At 61.8% G+C, this 19,778-nt stretch carries 17 protein-coding genes; 7 read left to right on the forward strand and 10 right to left on the reverse strand.

Features of this window, described 5'->3' with window-relative positions; all coding sequences use genetic code 11:
• The first annotated feature begins 81 nt into the window (after window positions 1-81).
• On the forward strand, window positions 82-1,602 hold the full coding sequence (locus V1294_RS25350; RefSeq protein WP_334500920.1) for a PAS domain-containing sensor histidine kinase: 1,521 nt from the start codon (window positions 82-84) through the stop codon (window positions 1,600-1,602).
• Between the two features lie 40 nt (window positions 1,603-1,642).
• On the opposite strand, the gene V1294_RS25355 is transcribed toward V1294_RS25350, so the two are convergent.
• Genes V1294_RS25355 through V1294_RS25365 form a run of 3 tightly spaced genes read right to left on the reverse strand, consistent with a single transcriptional unit; the run spans window position 1,643 to window position 4,326 of the window.
• Complete coding sequence (locus V1294_RS25355) at window positions 1,643-3,079, reverse strand: TIGR01777 family oxidoreductase (RefSeq protein WP_334500922.1); 1,437 nt, start codon at window positions 3,077-3,079, stop codon at window positions 1,643-1,645.
• A complete protein-coding gene (locus V1294_RS25360) occupies window positions 3,076-3,741 on the reverse strand; it encodes a DUF4166 domain-containing protein (RefSeq protein WP_334479704.1) in 666 nt (221 codons plus the stop codon). The genes V1294_RS25355 and V1294_RS25360 overlap by 4 nt, the downstream gene beginning before the upstream one ends.
• A gap of 27 nt (window positions 3,742-3,768) precedes the next feature.
• Window positions 3,769-4,326: a GbsR/MarR family transcriptional regulator gene (locus V1294_RS25365; RefSeq protein ID WP_334500924.1), complete on the reverse strand. Its 558-nt coding sequence runs from the start codon at window positions 4,324-4,326 to the stop codon at window positions 3,769-3,771.
• 249 nt (window positions 4,327-4,575) lie between these two features.
• Between V1294_RS25365 and V1294_RS25370 the strand changes: the two genes are divergently transcribed.
• Entirely contained in the window at window positions 4,576-6,522 is a 1,947-nt protein-coding gene (locus tag V1294_RS25370; protein ID WP_334500926.1) for a diguanylate cyclase domain-containing protein, read from the forward strand.
• 396 nt (window positions 6,523-6,918) lie between these two features.
• On the opposite strand, the gene opgC is transcribed toward V1294_RS25370, so the two are convergent.
• Window positions 6,919-8,265, reverse strand: a complete 1,347-nt coding sequence (opgC, locus tag V1294_RS25375; RefSeq protein ID WP_334500927.1) for an OpgC domain-containing protein — start codon at window positions 8,263-8,265, stop codon at window positions 6,919-6,921.
• 634 nt (window positions 8,266-8,899) lie between these two features.
• Between opgC and V1294_RS25380 the strand changes: the two genes are divergently transcribed.
• Entirely contained in the window at window positions 8,900-9,562 is a 663-nt protein-coding gene (locus tag V1294_RS25380; RefSeq protein WP_334500928.1) for a response regulator transcription factor, read from the forward strand.
• Here V1294_RS25380 and V1294_RS25385 read toward each other — a convergent pair.
• On the reverse strand, window positions 9,557-11,677 hold the full coding sequence (locus V1294_RS25385) for an MASE1 domain-containing protein (protein ID WP_334479696.1): 2,121 nt from the start codon (window positions 11,675-11,677) through the stop codon (window positions 9,557-9,559). The two genes, V1294_RS25380 and V1294_RS25385, sit on opposite strands and share 6 nt — an antisense overlap.
• 450 nt (window positions 11,678-12,127) lie before the next feature.
• Between V1294_RS25385 and V1294_RS25390 the strand changes: the two genes are divergently transcribed.
• Entirely contained in the window at window positions 12,128-12,256 is a 129-nt protein-coding gene (locus tag V1294_RS25390; RefSeq protein WP_334479695.1) for a hypothetical protein, read from the forward strand.
• Window positions 12,257-12,286: 30 nt separating this feature from the next.
• Here V1294_RS25390 and V1294_RS25395 read toward each other — a convergent pair whose 3' ends face one another.
• The 5 genes from V1294_RS25395 to V1294_RS25415 all read right to left on the reverse strand — a co-directional run bounded on the left by V1294_RS25395 (window position 12,287) and on the right by V1294_RS25415 (window position 16,103).
• Window positions 12,287-12,430, reverse strand: coding sequence for a hypothetical protein (locus tag V1294_RS25395; RefSeq protein WP_334500930.1), 144 nt, complete (start codon window positions 12,428-12,430; stop codon window positions 12,287-12,289).
• 40 nt (window positions 12,431-12,470) lie between these two features.
• Window positions 12,471-12,770 carry an acylphosphatase gene (locus V1294_RS25400; protein WP_334500932.1) on the reverse strand — a complete coding sequence of 100 codons (300 nt, stop codon included), beginning with the start codon at window positions 12,768-12,770 and terminating at the stop codon, window positions 12,471-12,473.
• The gene (locus V1294_RS25405) at window positions 12,767-13,636 is read right to left on the reverse strand and encodes an isocitrate lyase/PEP mutase family protein (protein ID WP_334500934.1); all 870 of its coding nucleotides are present in this window, start codon (window positions 13,634-13,636) and stop codon (window positions 12,767-12,769) included. Before V1294_RS25405 ends, V1294_RS25400 begins: the two co-directional genes overlap by 4 nt.
• Before the next feature lie 103 nt (window positions 13,637-13,739).
• Window positions 13,740-15,755, reverse strand: coding sequence for an acetyl/propionyl/methylcrotonyl-CoA carboxylase subunit alpha (locus V1294_RS25410; protein ID WP_334500937.1), 2,016 nt, complete (start codon window positions 15,753-15,755; stop codon window positions 13,740-13,742).
• 138 nt (window positions 15,756-15,893) lie between these two features.
• Window positions 15,894-16,103: a hypothetical protein gene (locus V1294_RS25415; RefSeq protein ID WP_334500939.1), complete on the reverse strand. Its 210-nt coding sequence runs from the start codon at window positions 16,101-16,103 to the stop codon at window positions 15,894-15,896.
• Window positions 16,104-16,213: 110 nt separating this feature from the next.
• Here V1294_RS25415 and V1294_RS25420 point away from each other — a divergent pair, with 110 nt between their 5' ends.
• The 3 genes from V1294_RS25420 to V1294_RS25430 all read left to right on the forward strand — a co-directional run bounded on the left by V1294_RS25420 (window position 16,214) and on the right by V1294_RS25430 (window position 19,746).
• Window positions 16,214-16,390 carry an RNA polymerase sigma factor region1.1 domain-containing protein gene (locus V1294_RS25420; RefSeq protein ID WP_334500940.1) on the forward strand — a complete coding sequence of 59 codons (177 nt, stop codon included), beginning with the start codon at window positions 16,214-16,216 and terminating at the stop codon, window positions 16,388-16,390.
• Window positions 16,391-16,465: 75 nt separating this feature from the next.
• Window positions 16,466-17,230, forward strand: coding sequence for a thermonuclease family protein (locus V1294_RS25425; protein ID WP_334500941.1), 765 nt, complete (start codon window positions 16,466-16,468; stop codon window positions 17,228-17,230).
• A 56-nt stretch (window positions 17,231-17,286) separates the two neighbouring features.
• Entirely contained in the window at window positions 17,287-19,746 is a 2,460-nt protein-coding gene (locus V1294_RS25430; RefSeq protein ID WP_442895384.1) for a PAS domain-containing protein, read from the forward strand.
• The last annotated feature ends 32 nt before the right edge of the window (window positions 19,747-19,778 follow it).

Here is a 19,778-nt window from a genome sequence, read left to right on the forward strand (position 1 = left end):
AACGACCGTTTCGTTAAAAAGCCGATTTTTAGGGAACCAATCGGCACGTTGTGCGTTTGCGCCTCTTAAACGGGCAGTCGGATGTTCAAGAAAGATCAGCAACGGCAAAGGGATCTATTCGAATCCGAACGTAACTTCCGACTCCTGGTTGAAGGCGTTGCCGACTACGCGCTCTACATGCTGGATCCGGACGGCGTAGTGACGAGCTGGAATAGCGGCGGCCAGCGGATCAAGGGCTATCCGGCTGACGAAATTATTGGGCAGCATTTCTCCCGCTTCTACACCGAAGTCGACCGCGCGAACGGCAAGCCGCTCCGCGCCCTGCGCATCGCCCGGGAACAGGGCCGCTACGAGGAGGAAGGCTGGCGCGTCCGCAAGGACGGCACCTTCTTCTGGGCCAGCGTCATCATCGATCCCATCCACGAGGACGGCCACTTCGTCGGCTTCGCCAAGATCACCCGGGACATTACCGAACGCCGCGAAACCCAGCTCAAGCTTGAACAGATGCATCAGCAGCTCGCGGAATCGCAGAAGCTCGACGCGCTCGGCCAGTTGACAGGCGGCGTGGCGCACGATTTCAACAATCTCCTGATGGTCATCAGCGGCAGTCTTCACACGCTGAGGAAAGCGGTGGGCGACGATCCCAAATGCCAGCGGGCGATATCGGCGATCGAAGGGGCGACCAAGCGCGGCGCCTCCCTCACCAGCCAGTTGCTGACATTCGCACGGCGGCAGAGCGTCAATCCGCAAGCTGTTGATGTCGCCGAGCGCATCGATGCGGTGCGCGAAGTGCTCGATGCAGCCATCGGCAGCTCGGTGGCGTTGCAATTCGACATCGACCGGGACGTCTGGCCGGTCATGGTCGACGTCGCCGAGTTCGAAACGGCGCTGATCAATCTCGTCGTCAACGCGCGCGACGCCATGGCCGACGGCGTCATCACGATATCGGCGCACAACGTTACGCCGGGCGGCGAGGCCGGCACCGGCGGACAGGTCGCGATTTCGGTCGAGGACACCGGCGCCGGCATCGCGCCCGATATCCTCGGCAAGATCTTTGATCCCTTCTTCACCACCAAGCCGATCGGCAAGGGCACCGGTTTGGGACTGTCGCAGGTTCACGGCTTCGCGCATCAGGCCGGCGGAACCGTCAAGGTAGCGAGCGAGCTCGGCAAGGGCACCAGAATCACGATCCTGCTGCCGCGAAAGGAAACCGCTGTTACGGCCGAGGACGTTAATGCGGCAGAGATCGGCGGCAGCGGCACCGTGCTGCTGGTCGAGGACAATCCGGAGGTCGCCTCCGTCAGCGCCGGCCTGCTCGAACAGCTCGGCTACACCGTCCGCAGGGTGGCGAATGCCGAAGCGGCCTTGCGCGAACTCGAGCTCGACGGAATAGACCTCGTCTTCTCCGACATCGTGATGCCCGGCAAAATGGACGGCCTCGGCCTGGCGCGTCACCTGAAGGCTGTCAGGCCTCGACTGCCGATCCTGCTCGCCAGCGGCTACAGCGATGCCGCGCTGAGTGTGCGCGGCGATTTTCCCATTCTGCGCAAGCCCTACGAAATCCACGAACTCAGCCAGGCGATCGCGAGGCTGCCGCGGTGACGGAATTAGCGGCGCCGCCCAGCCGTCGCGCCTACCCTCCTCACAAGATCGCCTCGAATGCGCTGCGCAGCGTTTCGTGCCGGAATACGAAGCCGTTGCTGAGCGCCTTGTTCGGCAGCACGCGCTGGCCGCCCAATAGCAATTCATCGGCAAAGTCGCCGCCGACGCGGCGCAGCAGCCCGCCCGGAATCCGGAAGATCGCCGGCCGGTGCAGCCGGCGGCCCAATTCCTCGGTGAACTTCGTATTGGTCACGGGGATCGGCGCGGTGGCGTTGATCGGCCCTGCCAGTTCAGGCTTTGCGATCACATGCGCGATCAGGCGGATCAGATCGTCGCGCTCGATCCAGGACATCCACTGCCTGCCCGAGCCCAGCGGCCCGCCGAGACCGAATTCGAACGGCGTCAGCATCCGCGTGATGAAGCCGCCATCGGTGCCGATCACGAGGCCGATCCGCAGACAGACCACGCGCACGCCATGCTCTTCCGCCGGACGCGCCGCGTTCTCCCAGGCGTCGCAGAGTTCGTGGCTGAAGCAGGCGTGTGATTTTGCCGACTCCGTCAGCACCTGATCCTGCCAGAGCCCGTACCAGCCAATGGCCGAACCGCTCACCAACACGGCCGGCTTGCGTTCGAGCCGCGCGATCAGCTTGACGATGTCGCCGGTCATGTTGATCCGGGAGTCGAGGATCTTGCGGCGCTTGGCGTCGGTCCACAGCCCGTTGCCGATCGGCTCGCCCGCGAGATTGACGATCGCGTCGATGCGGCTGTCCGCTGGAAGCTGGTCGAGGCTCGTGATCAGCGTGATCGGCGGCGACAACATGTCGGCTTTGGCGGGGTTGCGCACCAGCGCGATGACCTGATGGCCCGCGCCGCTCAAGCCTGCCACCAAACGGCTGCCGATAAAGCCGGTGGCGCCGGTGACCAGCACCGTCTGCCGTGCGGGCAATTTTTCGACCAGGCTTGCCGCAGGCGCGCAGGTCATCCGCGCAAGGCGCTTCGCCGCGGTGAAATCGCGCAGGCCGCACAGCGCCGCGCCCACGGCTGCCGCCGCCGCAATCAGGCTGAGCCAACCGGTGTAAGCCGATTTGACGCCGGTCGGCTGCATCGCCCAATCGATCAGGACCGGCAGCAGCAGCACCAGGATGGCGCCGTAGTTGATCGCGAGCAGCGTGTGATTGATGCGTTCGCTGGCCGGCAGTTTCCGGCTCATGTCCTCCTCGACGAAGTCCATCAGCGTGATGACGATTTCGGCAACGAGAACGGCGATGATCAGCATCGCAAGGATGCCGTGCACTTCCAGCCAGCCCAGCACCAGGAACAGCAGCGCATAGAGCATGTTGCGCAGGCTATGAAGCTGCAGCTCGTAGCGCTGCGAGGGACGCCATGCGAGCCGCTCGGTCAGCTCATGGTGATAGAACGTGTCGAACACGCCCATCACGACCTGAATGGCGATCAGGATCCAAAGCAGCGATGTCATGATGCGGCCTCCCGGAACTTTGCGGACTGGCGAATGAGCTTGCCGAAGCGCGGATGAACGATCTCCAGCGTGAAGCGGAACGTGCCGCCGCCGAGATCGGAATGGGTCACGGTGAGATCGCCGGGCGTGAACCGTGGCGGCAGCGGCAGCCTCAACGGCCCGATCTGCAGGGAATAGCCGACGCTGCGAAACACCAGGGCTTCGTGCTCGACGGATATGAGCAACGCCATGCTGATGCCGTAGCCGACATATTCTTCGAGCCCGGTCGGCCCGGCAAAGCGCTTGGCGGAATGGATGACCTGCGGAAAGCCATGGCTGCGCGCGCAGATGCGGGTCCAGATCTGGCCGCCGCTCGCCGCATCCTCGGTCACTGTCACGACCATCGGGACACCGGTCTCGGCGCCCGTCGGCAGCGGCCCGCCGATGACCCGCGCGAGCTGCGCCAGCCACCAGCCGGCGCGGCTGAAACTCGCCTCCTCTATTGTGCCGACATAGACGACGGTCTCGCCATCGGCAAAACGCTTCGAAAAGCGTCGCCAGATCGCCAGCGGCAGCCGGCCCCAATCCTCGTCGGGCAACAGATCGTGGAAGCGGTGGTCGTCGAGCAGGATAGTGTTCGAGGCAGGCGTTGCGGGAAACCTTGGTACTCTTGTGGACGCCATTACACGCTCCTGCCCTGCCCCTCAGCCCTACCTGGCTTTCCCCGCCGGCAAGAAACTGACGATCTTCTCGCCAAGCTTGATCAGCGCGACCAGCCTCGGCCGCGGCACGTTGAGCATTTGCATGTACCAGCGGTCGACCAGTTCGGTGAACGCCAGCATTTCCTTCAACCGCTTGCTTGCGACCGGGCTGATGGTCGGATCGTCAGCCGCGTCGGAGACGCAGGCGCGCAGCGCATCGACCGCGGGGTCGATCTCGCGTTCCTTGCGGCGGGCGGCGATCCGCGCCGCCACTTCCCAGATGTCGGTCTCCGCCTCGAAATGATCGCGGCGGTCGCCGAGGATCGGCACCCGGCGGATCAGATTCCAGGCCAGCAATTCCTTGATGGAGTTGGAGACGTTGGACCGCGCCATGCCGAGCGTCTCGGCGATATCCTCCGCCGTCATCGGCGCCTCGGCGAGATACAGCAGGCCGTGGATCTGGCTGACTGAGCGGTTGACGCCCCACTCGTCCCCCATGTCGCCCCAGTGCAGGATGAACCGCTCGACAACGGCCGGGAGTTTCTTTTTGTCGGTTGTTTCTGTCATGACAGAAATATCTGACGGAACTGCCCGAATGTCAAGTCCCGTGTGCAGCGCCGGCGCCGCGGTTCGGAAACCCGCTTCGCAAGGCCGCCCTGCCTTGGGCGCCGTCCCGGTTCCCGGAATGGAACCCGGTCGAAATCGCGGCTCCGTTGTTTCCCGGACCGATCCGTTAACCCTTTGGCACCGGCCGCCTCTTAGATTCCTCTCGCGCGTTGCCGGGAACGAGGTCTGGCGCGGTCATCAAGGCGAGGAATGCCCCATCGAAATCCCCCAGACCCCGGTGGGCCGCTGCGGCGGGTACCATCGACGGCCGTGGTCATCACGTTTGCGCTTGTCATGACCGCCTGCGTGCTGGGCGTCATGGCCTGGAAGGCGCTCGACGCCAAGAAGGCGGCGCTGGCGAGCGGCAGCTCCGAGATCCAGAACCTCGCGCATTCGCTGGCCGAACACGCCTCGCACACGCTTCAGGCGGTCGATATCGCGATGGCGGGAATGGTGGACTTGCTGAAATACAGAAATCCCGAGCCGGACCGGTTCAACAGGTACCTGACTGAAACGGCGAAAACGCTGCCGCAACTGCGTGGAATCGGCGTCGCCGACGCCGATGGCAACTGGAGCTATTCGTCACTTCCGGAAACGCCGCGCCACAACGTCACGGACCGGAGTTATTTTGCCTACCATCGCGATGCGCCGGACAACTCGCTTCGGATCAGCGAGCCGTCGCAGTCACGCCTGGACGATCAATCCTCGATCGTTCTGTCCAAGCGCATCACCAGGCTCGATGGCAATTTCGGCGGCGTCGTCGTAGCAGCGATCGACAAGGAGTACTTCAACGGCTTCTACCGCACGCTTGATATCGGCACGGATGGCGGCATTACCCTGATCCGGAATGACGGCATTCTTCTGACCCGCTGGCCGCTGTCGGACATGGGTACGGACCTTTCCAGGACCAGCCTGTTCACAAAGCATCTCAAGCTGAGCCCGGTCGGATACTACAAGATCATCTCGCCGTTCGACGGCATCGCGAAATATTTCGGTTATGAGGCAACGCCGCACTACCCCATGGTAGTCACCGTCGCGATGTCGGAAGACTGGCTGCTCTCCGGCTGGCGGAAGGGATTGCGGACCGACGTCATCGTTGCCGGCGTGCTGCTGTGCATGATCCTGATGCTGGCGGCGTTGCTTGCCCTGCAGTTCCGCTTCCGCAACAAGATCGAGCGCGCACTGCGCGAGCGCGAGGCGCACTATCGATTGCTGGCCAACAACATCGCCGACATCATCATCCTGATCGATGCCCGCAGCCTGCTCCGCTATGTTTCGCGGTCGGCCGAGCCGGTGCTGGGATTGCGCCCAAAGGATCTTATCGGCAAATCATGCTTTGATCTGGTGCATCGCGATGACAGGGAGAGCGTCAAATCGGCGACCGCACGACTCGATGGAGTCGACAGCGTCAGCACAGTCGTGTTTCGACACTATCGCGGCGACGGGACGCTGGCGTGGGTGGAAAGCAAGTTCAAGCTGGCGTCGGAAACCGACGACCCCACGCGGACGGAATTTCTCTGCGTCATCCGCGACGTCACCGAACGCAAGCGGATGGAAGACGAACTGACCCAGCTCAACCGCCGCCTCACCCAGCTCGCTGCAACCGACGGACTGACCAACCTCACCAACCGCCGCACCTTCGACGGCTTCCTGCGGCGCGAATACGAAGCCTGCGAAGAGATTGCGGTGCTGCTGCTCGATATCGACAATTTCAAGGGCTACAACGACACCTACGGACACCAGGCCGGCGACCGTTGCCTGCAGGCGGTTGCGAAAGCCATCGGCGATGCGACCGCCAATACGTCGGGCCTGTCCGCGCGTTATGGCGGCGAGGAATTCGCCATCGTGTTGCCGAACACAACGGAAGACGCCGCCCTGAAGGTTGCCGAGAGCATCCGGCTGACCGTGCGAGCCCTGGGCATTCCGAACACAGCCTCCAGCCGCGGATACATCACCATCAGCGCGGGCGTCGCCGCCAGAAACCGCTCGACGCTCGACGAAGCAGCGTTAGTGGGGGAAGCCGACACCGCGCTCTATGAAGCCAAGCGTCTCGGCCGCAATCGCAGCATCCTGTATTCCTCCCTTGACCTGCAATATGTCGAGAGCGAATCCATCCAGCACGACGGCGAGTTCGCGCCGGGCGAACGGACGCATTAGAAGTTTCCAACCGAGCGCCAGACCGAGCAGCGGTTGGAGTTGGCCGAGCGTATCGCCAGCCCGACTCAAATTAGGAAAGGAGCCCTCGCAGAGGGTGTCCGCTGATTTCAGCTGACATTCGCAGCATGATGTTCGTCGTGTACTAGGTCCGCTTGCGCACGCCAGTGGAAACGGTCTGGCGTGCAGGCACCGGGGTGCAGGTCGTGAGTACGAGCGCAAGCCGGCTGCACTGCCAGTCAGCGCCGAGCGCGGCGCTGGTGGGTGACGTCAAGTTGACCGACAGTAATGCCGCTACGCAGGCAAACATCACCCACGCCGTGATCAGCACCGCTCCCTTGTGGGTCCTTGGGTGGGAAATCATGGCCTTGGCTCCTGTACAATGGCCCCCATGTGATTCTAATTCACATCCTGACCCACATTTTTCGCTGGTGGCCCGAAAGCGTGCGCGATTGCTGGCACTGGATCAGCGCCGCAGCCGGACTCGCGCACCGGAGCAAACAGCATCTTTATTCGATCACCTCGTCGGCACGAGGTGAGCAGCGTGGGTGGAATGTCAACGCCGAGCGCTTTGGCTGTCTTGAGATTGACGACCAGCTCAAACTTGGTTGGCTGCTCGACGGGCATGTCGGCGGGCGTCGCGTGCGGCTGCTGCCTGGGTTTGATCTTGATCCAGTTCAGCAGCGTCGCCGCCACGATCATCACCAGGACGCCGCCAACACTGAGCGCGATCTGCATCGTCAGCCCCTCCGAGATGTCGAGCAGCGCAAGGTGGCTGGCCAGCGTCAGCAGAACGCCGAGGCAGTAGATTGGCAGCGAGTTCTGGCCACAGAGAATGGCGCCACGCATCACCGCCGTCGTCAGCCCTCGCCAATCGCGAGGCATGAACCATACTATCAAAACCGCAAGGGCCAAAAAATGCAGCAGTCGCAATGGAGCGAGATTCGATTTGTCCATCGGGTAAAGCAGCGCCTGCGGGACCGGCGCTTCCAGCGGTTTGATGCTCCAGCTCAATGCGATGATGAGGCTAAACACCAGATAGAGAACGGCAGCCACAAGCGCCGTGCGTGAGGTCACCGACGGCCGGAATCTCCCGCCCTCGATGATCCACCACGCGCCAAGCACAAACGGCAGCTGCCAGGCCAGCGGATTGAAGAACCAGTGGTTGTTCGGCCATGCCGGGATGGTCCAGCCGAAGACGTGCACCAGTGCGTAAAGCAACAGCGACGCGCCGAGCGTTGCGTTCGGTGCTCGCAGCAGCAGCCACAGCAGCGGCGCGAAAAAAAGGTGATAAAGCACGAACAGCGGCAAGACGTCGGTGTTGACGGGGCGGTATTGCAGGATCGCCGCGTGCGCAAGCGTCACGCCCGGCTGTTCCAACAGAATGCGCGTATTGCTCTCGTCGGCAAGACGGCCGCCGCCCGCGAGGTGAACCATGATGGCGCAGGCGAGCGTGAGCAGCAGAAATGCGACATAAATATCCCAGCTTCGCCACAGCGTTCGGCCGATCACGCCGGTCCAGCCCCCGCACCGCCGTGCCTTGCCGTAGGCCAGCGCGCAGGTCACACCCGAGACGAACATGAACACTTCCGCGGCATCGCTGAAGCCGTAGTTACGCAGCGTCAGCCAGCTCCCGATGTTGTTGGGGACATGGTCAAGAAAGATGCACCAGAGCGCGATGCCGCGGCAGGCATCAATGCGCAGATCGCGGCCGTAGCCGTTCGGCTCCGGCAGCGCGCCTGCCAATGGCTTCGGGGTGGCAGTTCGATCATGCATCTGGTTGCCCGTCCGGCGTGCGAGCACGCTTCAAGAGGGACCGAATTTGACAAAAAACATCGCCGCCGCACTGTCGGATCGTACCAACGCCGCAGTCTAGAGCTGCTTCACGCCGAACCCGGCGACGAAAGCTGCGATGACGATCATATGGCGGCGCTTGGTAGAACATCCTAGCGCGTGAGGCTATTGACGATCATCGTTCAACGGCACAGCGCGTCAATCAGCCGGAGGTCCACACAGAGAGGTTCCTAGGTCCTATGATCAAGGTACCGTACAGATCTCGGCATCAATTGACATCCGTCAGACGCATCATGGACGTTCACCATTGCGCATGGACGAAGGAGACTCTGAGTCCCGCGAGTCTCGTCGTCCGCACTCGCTTTTTCGGCGTCCTACCGTGAGCTGATTACAATTGCAGCACACAACGGCATTCGGCTCCTACCTTGAGTGGCTGACGGTGGACCGCTGGTTGGGCCAAGGATGGGGGATGGATGGTTTCGGGAGCCAGTCTTCCAACAGCCTCTTCCTCGCCAAAGACCCGAAGGTGGGTGTATGATTTTCTTTTATTTGGATCTCCGTGCAATGGGATGACGGAGAGCTTTTCATGAAAGTTCTCATTGTCGACGACCATGCATTGATTCGCGAGGCGTTGCACGCTGTCCTGAAACAACTGAAGCAAGAAGCCGTCATATTTGAAGCTTCGAACAGCCGTCAGGCAATGCACATAGTCGAGGAACATCCCGACATCAGCCTCATTTTACTTGATATCAATTTGCCTGATCGAGATGGCTTCTCTGTCCTCCGCGAACTGCGAGACGGCTATCCGACCATTGCTATCATCATTCTTTCGTCCTCGGATGATCAAGACACAGTCAAGCGCGCTTTCAAACTTGGCGCTCTGGGTTTCATCCCGAAAACTACCAAACGAGAGGTCATGCTCAACGCCATTAAGTTAGTGTTCTCCGGCGGTATTTACATTCCCTCGGAAATTCTGGAGGAAGCAACGTCTCCGCGGCCTACAAATAAGCTAGCGACGCGCGACTCTCTTAAAGGTCTCGGGTTGACCGATCGGCAGATTGAAGTGCTTGCGCTCCTGATGAAGGGAAAAAGCAACAAGGTCATTGCCAAGACCCTCAATATGGCAGTGCCGACAGTGAAGAACCACATCACGGTCGTTCTCAAGGCGCTCGGCGTAACGAGCCGCACCGAGGCAGTAATAAAAGTAGGAAAAATGGGCTGGGAATCGTCGCCGAAATCTGAATCATAAAGCCGGCCCGGTATCTCTCCTATCGTCATGATCCATAAAGAGCTCTTGCATGACAGCGCGGAGCCGCATTGGGTCGACAGGCTTGTGCAGTAAAATGTATCCTCTATCCTTAGCGTCACGTAGTGGTTCAGGTGCCGTATCGCCGCTGATGAGAATAGCTGGAATGGTTGAACCAAACGCCGCATTGATTTGTTCAATTGCTCGGATCCCGGTCTTTCCGCTCGCAAGATGATAATCCGAGATTATAAGATCGGGGCGTTGTTGGCGCTCAGCAAGTTGGATAAGTGCCGCTTCGTCGGATCCGGCGACAAGGACGGAGTATCCCCATCTGCCAAGCAATCCGCCTGTTCCCTCCTGCACAATTGGAGCATCGGCAATAACAAGAATTACCTTGCCTTCGACCGCAAAGGCTGCGGGGTGAGGTGAGTCGACGGGCTCGGTGGACGTGACGCATTCATCGGCCATCGGAACCAGGATTGCGAAGCGCGAACCTCGGCCCACAGTCGAAGCTAAGTCGATTTGATGGTCGAGAAGTAGGCGAAGCCTGTCGACAATAGCCAAGCCGAGCCCCAGGCCGCCGTACCGGTACTGTTCTGGGGCAGCAAGTTGAAAAAACTCCCCAAAGATATTCTGCTTCTGATCCTCAGGAATGCCGGGACCGCTATCCCATACTTCGATACGCAACATTTCACCGCGTCGACGACAGCCGACAATGATTCCGCCGCGCAATGTATAGCGCACAGCATTGGATACCAAATTTAGGAGTATGCGTTCGAGCAGCATGGCGTCGCTCCTCACCCAGGAGTCACTTCGCCTAACGCGTAGACGCAAGCCCTTTGCTCGCGTTGCCTGATCAAACGTCCTCTCAATTTTTTGCAACAGGCGCGCGATCGGGAATTCAGTCAGTTTGGGTGTAAGGATCCCAGCATCGAGTCTGGACATATCCAGGAGCGAATTGAACATTTCATCCATTTCTTTGCGCGTGGCATCGACCAGTTCGATCGTCCTTGTCCTTTCCCCCGATCTGAGCGGCGTGCGCAGCTGTGCAATGAACAAGCCTAATGCATGTAATGGCTGCCGCAAATCGTGGCTTGCCATGGCAAGAAAGCGCGATTTTGCTGCATTGGCGAGCTCAAGCTCTTGCGTACGCTCTGCGACCTTCCGTTCGAGTTCGATCTGCGCGCGGCGCAGACTTTTCTCCGCTTTCTTGCGCACCTCGACGTCGGCGCTCAGTAACAAGCTTGGAACGGTAATACTGATCAAGAACATCAACATCAGCAGGAATGAAACGTTGAGATCCGGGGTCGTGAAGGGGCCGCCGCCCGTGAACGTCCCCCAAATGGTGATGCCCGCAAGCACCAGCGCAACCGTTGCGGTGTCACGTGGACCGCGGCGCAGCGCCGCCCACAACAATGGCAGGATCACAAGAAAACCCAGTGGATCTCGACTCGGCGTTTGCTCGATCAGGGGGCTGAAAGCAATGAGTCCAACAGCCGCCGCTGTTGCGAGGACGCCGATCGTCTCCAAATATTCATTGCGGTTGAAAGCATGGTAGTGGCTTGATGCCCAAAGCACGATGACGGGGGCAATGACCAGCGCGCCGGTTACATCTCCCAGCCACCATGTGACCCAGGCGTTCGTGAAATTGATCCGATCGATGTACCCGGCGGTAGCCAGGCTGGTCAGTCCAATGCTGGCGCTGATCGGCGTCGCGATCACGAAGCAAATCACAGCAAACTTCGCGACGGAATTTGGCCTCGAAAACGTATTGCATCCGCTCGACCATCGATTGACCAGGTATGCGCCAACAACCGCTTCAAGAGTGTTGCCGGTCGCAATCGCAATTGCGGTGGCAATCGAGCCGGCGGTGGTCGCATTGGCGATCACCGCCGCCGTGAAAATTGCGGGCCACGTCCGATATCCCCGCAACAGCACCGCCGCCAGGGCGACACCCGTCGGTGGCCAAATTGGCGTTGCACTGGGATGAATAGATGCGAGAGCAAGGCCGCCTTTTGCCAGGACGAAATAGATCACTCCAATTGCGACCAGACCGCCGGCATAGTTGATGGCTCGGCGGAAATTTATCTCCGGCGTTTGTGATCGTGGATCGGACATCGTCGACGCCTAGACTAGGCAGTTGCATCGTCCACCATGACTGACTTTCCGATCTCCTTGCTCAGATCGAATTGATCACCGCGGTCTGCTGACGCACCAAGAGATGGCGCGTGCGATGGAGCATCTCAACGCCGCCCCCACAACCGCCGGCGGCCACCGCAATTGTCCTGCATAATCGCAATTCGGGTTCGTTGAGGAAACTACCCATTTCGAGTTAGCAGAACGCGCGGCTGGTAGTACGCCTTTACCCCCGCGAAGTCTGAAAAGGTCATTTGCGTCGATTTTGGAATCCGCGTGTCAATTCCGCTTAGGCAGTTGTGCTAGCTAGTTCGTGGTTCCCGGAAGCTACGACGGCATCTTCTGCCGATCATTTGGCCGGCGGGTGAGCCAGCCCACATTCAAAGCCCTCCGCGCCATCAATTACACGGGCGCCGACGCAGGAGGTCACAAATGACTGCTATCGCACGGGCGTTTTCACGCGTCATTATCACCATCAACGACAGCAAGATTCTCAAGCAGCTCGTGCGCGGCCGGCCTGTTCGTCTCCCTGCTGATGCTGACTTACCGGTCTCGATCTAAGCCCGGGCTTTTTCCAGCGCTTCCCGGGTCCTATCGCGGCGCCTGCGGTCGCCACGAGAGGTCATCGGACAGCACATAGATCGTGATCGCGGCCAGGCACATCGCGACCCCGATCCAGAAGATCGGGGAATGATGGATCCGTCTCCAGTCACGTCCGGGGTGTTGCGGCGTCATTCAGTCACCTCGTGGGTGCGTATCAGCCTTGTCAGGGCGGTCAGATCGTCGGCAGCACGGAGAACCGCTCGCCTGCCTCCCGCAGGTTCAGCAGATCAGGATTGGCGGCTTCGTCCTGAACCGCCTGCACTCGTGCTGATGAAGGCCCGCGCCGGCATGCCGCGATCATGGCCGTAACGGCTGCCGCGGGGCCAGAGAACACCGCCTCGACGCTGCCGTCCCGGCGATTGCGCACCCAGCCTTCGAGATCACGCGACCGCGCCTCGTGTTCGACAAAGTAGCGGTAGCCGACGCCCTGCACCCGGCCCCTGATCGTGATGTGTCGGATGGTGTCGCTCATGGCTTGTTCAATCCGAGGAATGCGCCACTGCGCGCTTTCACGTCCGCCTCGCGCATCGCCCGGCCGGTCAATTCGGATGACGCCAGGCCCTTCAGGTTCTTCGGCGAGCCTCCCTCACGCAAAGCCTTGAGCGTTTCATAGACGGCCTGCGTGGCGGCGGCGAACGGCGCGTGGCCCTGCAGCGCGATCCGCACGCGCTGACTTTCGAGATAATCGAGCGCGGTCATGTCCTCGGGTGCGCCACCGAGCACGATCGGCAGGCTCGTTGCGGCTGAAACGGCTTCGAGCTCGCCGCGGATCTTGATGCCGGTGAAGAACAGCGCATCGACACCAATGGCCTCGTATGCTTTCGCGCGCGCGATGGCGTCGTCGAGACCGGTTATGGATACAGCGCCGGTGCGGCCCATGACGACCAGCGAGGGGTCGCCGCGCCCGTCGAGCGCGGCCTTCATCTTGCCGACGCCTTCCTCCAGCGGGATCAGTTGCGTCTTGGCCTGGCCGAATGCCTGCGGCAACAGCGTATCCTCGATAGTGAGGCCGGCGGCACCGGCAGCCTCGAGTTCCTGCACGGTGCGGCGGACGTTGAGCGCATTGCCGTAGCCGTGATCGGCATCGACAAGCACCGGCAAGGCTGCGGCACGGGACATCCGGCGCATCTGCTCGGCCAGCTCCGTTAGCGTGATCAGGGCAATGTCGGGATCGCCGAGGACAGCAAGCGAGGCCACCGAGCCGCCAAACATGCCGAGTTCGAAACCGAGGTCTTCTGCAATACGGATCGAGGTCGCGTCATAGACCGACCCCGGCCGGACGCAGCTGGAGCCGGTGAGAATGGAACGCAATTTCTCTCGGCGTTGACGGAAAGCCATTCCATCCCCTTGTTCTCCGTCATTCCGGGATGGTGCGCTAGCAGCAGACCCGGAATCTCGAGATTCCGGGTTCGATGCTTCGCATCGCCCCGGAATGACGGCTCTACGCGAATTCCAATATCAACGCATCCACCGCCAGCGTCGCGCCGGCTGCAGCATGAATCTTCTTCACCGTGCCGTCGCGCTCGGCGCGCAGCACGTTCTGCATCTTCATCGCCTCGACCACGGCCAGCGTCTCGCCGGACTTGACCTCCTGCCCTTCGGCAACCGCAATCGACACCACGAGCCCGGGCATCGGACACAGCAGCTTCTTGCCGGTGTCGGCCGCCGAGTTCACCGGCATCAGCCGGGCGGCGGCGGCCTCGCTTTCGGTGAAGACGTTGACCGCAACGTCAAAGCCCTGGTGCGCCAGGCGGATGCCGTTCGGAATCGCGCGCGCCTGCATCGCCACGACGTGGCCGTCGATGGTGCCATGCCAGACCGGTTCGCCCGGCGTCCACGTCGAGAGCAGATTGTGCGGATTGCCGGGCAGACCATCGGCGCCGATGAAGCGCACCGCGATGCCCTCGGCCTCGCGTGCCACATCGAGCGCGATTTCGTCGCGATCGAGCCACACAGCGCGGCGGCGTTCGCGTTGCACCAGCCGGCCGGTCAACTGTCCGGAAATCTGCCGCTTGCGCTCGCCGAGCACATGATCGATCGCAGCTCCCACGGCCGCCAGCCGCCGCGCGACCTCGCCTTCCGGCGGATGCGCGGAAAAGCCCTTCGGAAATTCCTCCGCGATGAAGCCTGTGGAAAGCTTGCCCTCGCGCCAGCGCGGATGGTTCATCAGCGCCGACAGGAACGGAATATTGTGCCTGATACCATCGACGTAAAACGCATCCAGCGCGGTGGACTGCGCCTCGATCGCAGCCGCCCGCGACGGCGCATGCGTGACGAGCTTGGCGATCATCGGATCGTAATGGATCGAGATTTCGCCGCCTTCCTGCACGCCGGTGTCGTTGCGGATGGTGATGCCGTCCCGGCTCGCTTCGGCCGGCGGGCGGTACTTCACCAGCCGTCCGATGGACGGCAGGAAGTTGCGGAACGGGTCCTCGGCATAGACGCGCGATTCAACCGCCCATCCCGTCAGCGTGACGTCTTTCTGCGCGATCGAAAGCTTCTCGCCGGCCGCGACGCGGATCATCTGCTCGACGAGGTCGATGCCGGTGACGAGCTCAGTGACGGGATGTTCGACCTGCAGGCGCGTGTTCATCTCCAGGAAGTAGAAGCTCTTGTCCTGGCCGGCGACGAATTCGACCGTGCCGGCGGAATCGTAGTTCACGGCCTTCGCCAGCGACACCGCCTGCTCGCCCATCCTGCGGCGGGTGGTCTCGTCGAGCAGCGGCGACGGCGCCTCCTCGATGACCTTCTGGTTGCGACGCTGGATCGAACATTCGCGCTCGCCGAGATAGATCACGTTGCCATGCTTGTCGCCGAGCACCTGGATTTCGATGTGGCGGGGATCGACGATGAATTTCTCGATGAACACCCGATCGTCGCCAAACGAGGATTTGGCTTCGGCCTTGGCGAGGTTGAAGCCTTCGGCGACTTCCTTCTTCGAATGCGCGATCCGCATGCCCTTGCCGCCGCCGCCGGCGGAGGCCTTGATCATCACGGGATAGCCGATCTCGTCGGCGATCTTCACCGCGTGCTTTTCGTCTTCGATGACGCCGAGATGTCCCGGCACCGTCGAAACCTTGGCCTTGGCAGCTGCCTTCTTGGATTCGATCTTGTCGCCCATCGCGGCGATGGCGCCCGGATTGGGCCCGATGAAGACGATGCCCGCCTTGGCAAGCGCGCGCGGAAACGCCTCGCGCTCGGACAGGAAGCCATAGCCGGGATGCACGGCCTCTGCGCCGGTCTTGCGGCAGGCATCGACGATTCTGTCGATCAGCAGATAGCTCTCGGCCGCCGCCGGCGGGCCGATCAGCACCGCGTTATCGGCCATTTCGACATGGAGCGCATCGCGGTCGGCTTCGGAATACACGGCCACCGTCTCGATCCCCATCCGGCGCGCAGTCTTGATGACCCGGCAGGCGATCTCGCCGCGATTTGCGATCAGAATTCTCTTGAACATGTTCTTCTTGCTTGGGCTTTGGGCAGGATCCTCACCCGCAATGTGACATGCGGGGATGCGGGTAACAAACCCGTCGTACAGCAAAAATCGATGGAGGCAACGGTCTCGTATCGGCTTCGAATGCCGACCGGCGGTAATTCACCCCGAATAAGAGCCGAACCGGCCTCGGGCATAGGCGCGGGATACCGCCTTCATCAGTTCGGCAGCCTCGGATTCCAGATATTCGTTGGCGACAATCAGCGCGCGGATCGTCACCCGCAGATCGCCGCCGCAGGCTGAAATCGCTTGATCCACCGCGGTTTCCAGCTCGTCGTTCTCTTCGAATTTCGGCTGTGAAGAGGACGACATGGCAAATATTCCGTGTTGAGCGATGCTGCCTATGTTCCTATTTTGTTCTCACGAAGTCAATGATGCTCTCATCCCTTTAGTAGGAGCTTCGATATCGGGAGGACGATCAAATGGATTTATCGGCGATCATCAGAAAAGCGATTGAAATCGGCGACCAACGTGGGTTCATCACATTTGACCAAATTAACGAACTCGTGCCGTCATCTGCCCACAGACATGAGCCCGAAATCATTGAAGCTCTCTTCGAGGCCTTGAGCGCCCGAGGAATAGACGTCAGAGAGGCGTAGGGCCGCCGCGCTTGGTTCATTGACGCCAGCATGTGCTAGAACGCATCGGTGCAAAATCTATTTAAAGTGAAACAGATGCGGTCACAAATTTTTCTGGTTGCGGCGTTGCTATCGATCGTACTTCCGGCCAGCCAGAGTTCGGCCACCACCGCCGTCGTTCGGGATGGCGGCACGCTTCAGCTTGGCAATGTCACCTACCGGCTCGACGGCATCGATGTCCCGACCGTCGACCAGCTCTGCATCGACGAACACGCCGATAGCTGGACCTGCGGAATCGAGGCGCGCGATCAACTGACTAAACTGATCGGCGGCAAACAGGTCCGCTGCGACGATCTCGGCCCCGATCCCGCCTACAAGAAACGGCGCATCGGCGTCTGCAAGATCGAGGGTGAAACGACAAGTCTCAGCCAGTTGCTGGTCCGCAACGGCTTTGCCTTGAATGTCGAAGCCGCCGCCAGCGGCCGCTTCCAGGCGGACGAGGCGCGCGCCAGGGAAGACCGCCAGGGGTTGTGGAAGGGCTGCTTCGCCGCGCCGCGCGAGTTCCGCGCCGGCAAGAGGGACGGCGCCCTGCTCGGCGCCGCGTGCCGTACCGATCGCGACCGCGAAATCCGCGAGGCCCTGTTCCCAGAGGATCTCGTGATGCCGGCGGGCTGCAATATCAAGGGCAAATACGCCGTCCGCGCGCGCGTCACCGGGAACCTCGGTATCTACCACCTGCAGATGTGCCGCTCCTATCCGGGACTGACCAAGCCGGATCGCTGGTTTTGTTCCGAGGAAGACGCGCAGGCCGCCGGGTTCCGCAGGGCCTATAACTGCCGCGCGGCAACAAAGAGCAAATGAAGCTGGCAAAGCCGCCGGCTCCTGTGTGAGAGTACCGCCAGAGGTTGCTGGCGCGCATGACCCCTTCCGACACTTCAAACGTTCTGCCTGAAGCGGCCGCTGATCGCTTGCGGCGACATCTCCAGCAAATCGCGAGCGAACGCGATCGGGCTCATCGCGCCCTGCAGGAACGCGAAGCCGAACTGGCGCGGATTCAGCGCATCGCCGGCGTCGGCGGTCTCGAAATCGATTTCCGCGACGGCGTCAAGAACCGCCGCTCCCCCGAATATCTGCTGGTTCACGGCTTGCCGCCCGAGGCGACCAACGAAACCTACGAGGAATGGGTCAGCCGAATCCATCCCGAGGATCGCGAGCTAACGGTCCAGCATTTGTTCGGCGTACTGAAGAGCGAGAGCGAGGACTATTCGGCCGTATACCGCATCGTGCGACCGAATGACGGCGCGACCCGCTGGATCCGCGTCGTCGCCAAGATCGAGCGCGACCCTGATGGCCGTGCGCTGCGCCTGGTCGGCGCCGATTGCGACGTCACTGCTCAAATGCTGGCGCAGGCAACCTTGCGCGAAAGCGAGGAGCGCTTCCGCCTGATCGCCAACAGCGCGCCGGTGCCGATCTGGGTCACCAAGCTCGACCGCACCCGCTCTTTCCTCAACCAGGCCTATCTCGATTTTCTCGGGCTGCCGTTCGAGGAAGCCATCGTGTACGACTGGCGCAAGATGCTGCATCCGGACGACCTGCCCCGTTTCCTGAAGGAATTGGCCGCGGGCGAGGCCTCGCTCAAGCCGTTCACGCTGGAAGCCCGCTACCAGCGCGCCGACGGCGACTGGCGATGGATGCGATCGGAATCCCTGCCGCGCTGGGATCCGACCGGCGCCCACATCGGCTTCATCGGTGTCGCCCACGACATCACATCAGCCAAGCAGGCCGAGCACGATCTTCGCCGGCTGAACGACATCCTCGAATTGCGAATCACCGAGCGGACGGCGCAGCTGGAATCCAGCGAAGCCCAGATGCGCGCGATCCTGGAAACCAGCCATCAGTATCAGGGGCTTTTGAACCAGCACGGCGATCTCCTGTATGCCAACAAGACCGCGCTTGCCGGAATCTGCTGTGACGCCGGCGACGTGGTCGGCAAGCCGTTCTGGGAAACGCCGTGGTTTTCCGGCACCGAAGGCATGCGCGACGCCGTACGGGACGCCTTCATGGCCGTGATGCGGGGCGAAGAAGCCCAGATCGAAATGCGACTATGCCTGCCGATCGGCGAGCGTTATTTCGACTTCGTGATGCGCCCGTTGCGCGATCAGCACGGCGCGATCGTCGGCGCGGTGCCCGACGCCGTCGACATCACCGAGCGCCGCCTGGGCGAGGAAGCGCTGCGCCAGTCGCAGAAGATGGAAGCGGTCGGACAATTGACCGGCGGCGTGGCGCACGATTTCAATAATCTGTTGACCATCATCCGCTCCGCGACCGACTTCCTGCGCCGCCGCGAACTGCCGGAAGAGCGGCGCCGGCGCTACATCGACGCCATTGCGGAGACCGTGGAGCGCGCCTCCAAGCTGACCGGGCAGTTGCTGGCGTTCGCCCGCAGGCAGCCGCTGAAGCCGCAGGTATTCAATGTCGGCACCCAGGTCGAGGCGGTGGCGCAACTGATCCGCCCGCTGGTCGGCGCCCGGGTCAGGATCGACCTCGACATCGCCGATCTCCATTGTTTTGCGATCGCCGATATCGCGCAGTTCGAAACCGCGCTGATGAATCTCGCCGTCAACAGCCGCGACGCCATGAACAGCGAGGGCCGGCTCATCATCCGCGTCCGGAAAGTGGATGTCATTCCCCCGCTCCGCGCCCAGCCCGCCCGCGACGGTGACTTCGTCGCCATCACCGTGACCGACACCGGCTGCGGCATTGCGTCCGAACTGCTCGAGACGATCTTCGAGCCGTTCTTCACCACCAAGGAAGTCGGCAAGGGCACCGGCCTCGGCCTCAGCCAGGCGTTCGGCTTTGCCAAGCAGTCCGACGGCGACATTGCGGTCGCGAGCGAGCCCGGCCTGGGCGCGACGTTCACGATCTACCTGCCGCAGGCCGCGACGCCGGCCGATGCGGTCGAGGCCGCCGCGACCGGCAGCGAACCCGCCGCGCGCGGCCGCGGCTATCGCGTGCTCGTCGTCGAGGACAATGACGACGTCGGCCAGTTCTCCACCGAGCTCTTGGAAGATCTCGGCTACACGGTCCGCCGCGTCGCCAGCGCGGATGCCGCGCTGGCGATCCTTGCCGAGGACGAGTTTTCCGCCGACCTGGTGTTTTCCGACGTCATCATGCCCGGGATGAACGGCGTCGAGCTCGCCGGCATCGTGCGCGAGCGCTATCCCGGCCTGCCCGTGGTGCTGACCAGCGGCTACAGCAACGTGCTGGCGGAGAATGCTCACCGCGGCTTCGAGCTGATCCAGAAGCCCTATTCGGTGGAACTGCTGTCGCGGATTCTCAGGAAGGCGATTTCCGAGGCACGGCCGCAGGAGGCTTGAAGCAACCTGGTCTTGAGCCTTACCTTGGGGCC

The organism is Bradyrhizobium sp. AZCC 1678 (genome assembly GCF_036924765.1).
In the GTDB taxonomy this organism is placed as follows: domain Bacteria; phylum Pseudomonadota; class Alphaproteobacteria; order Rhizobiales; family Xanthobacteraceae; genus Bradyrhizobium; species Bradyrhizobium algeriense.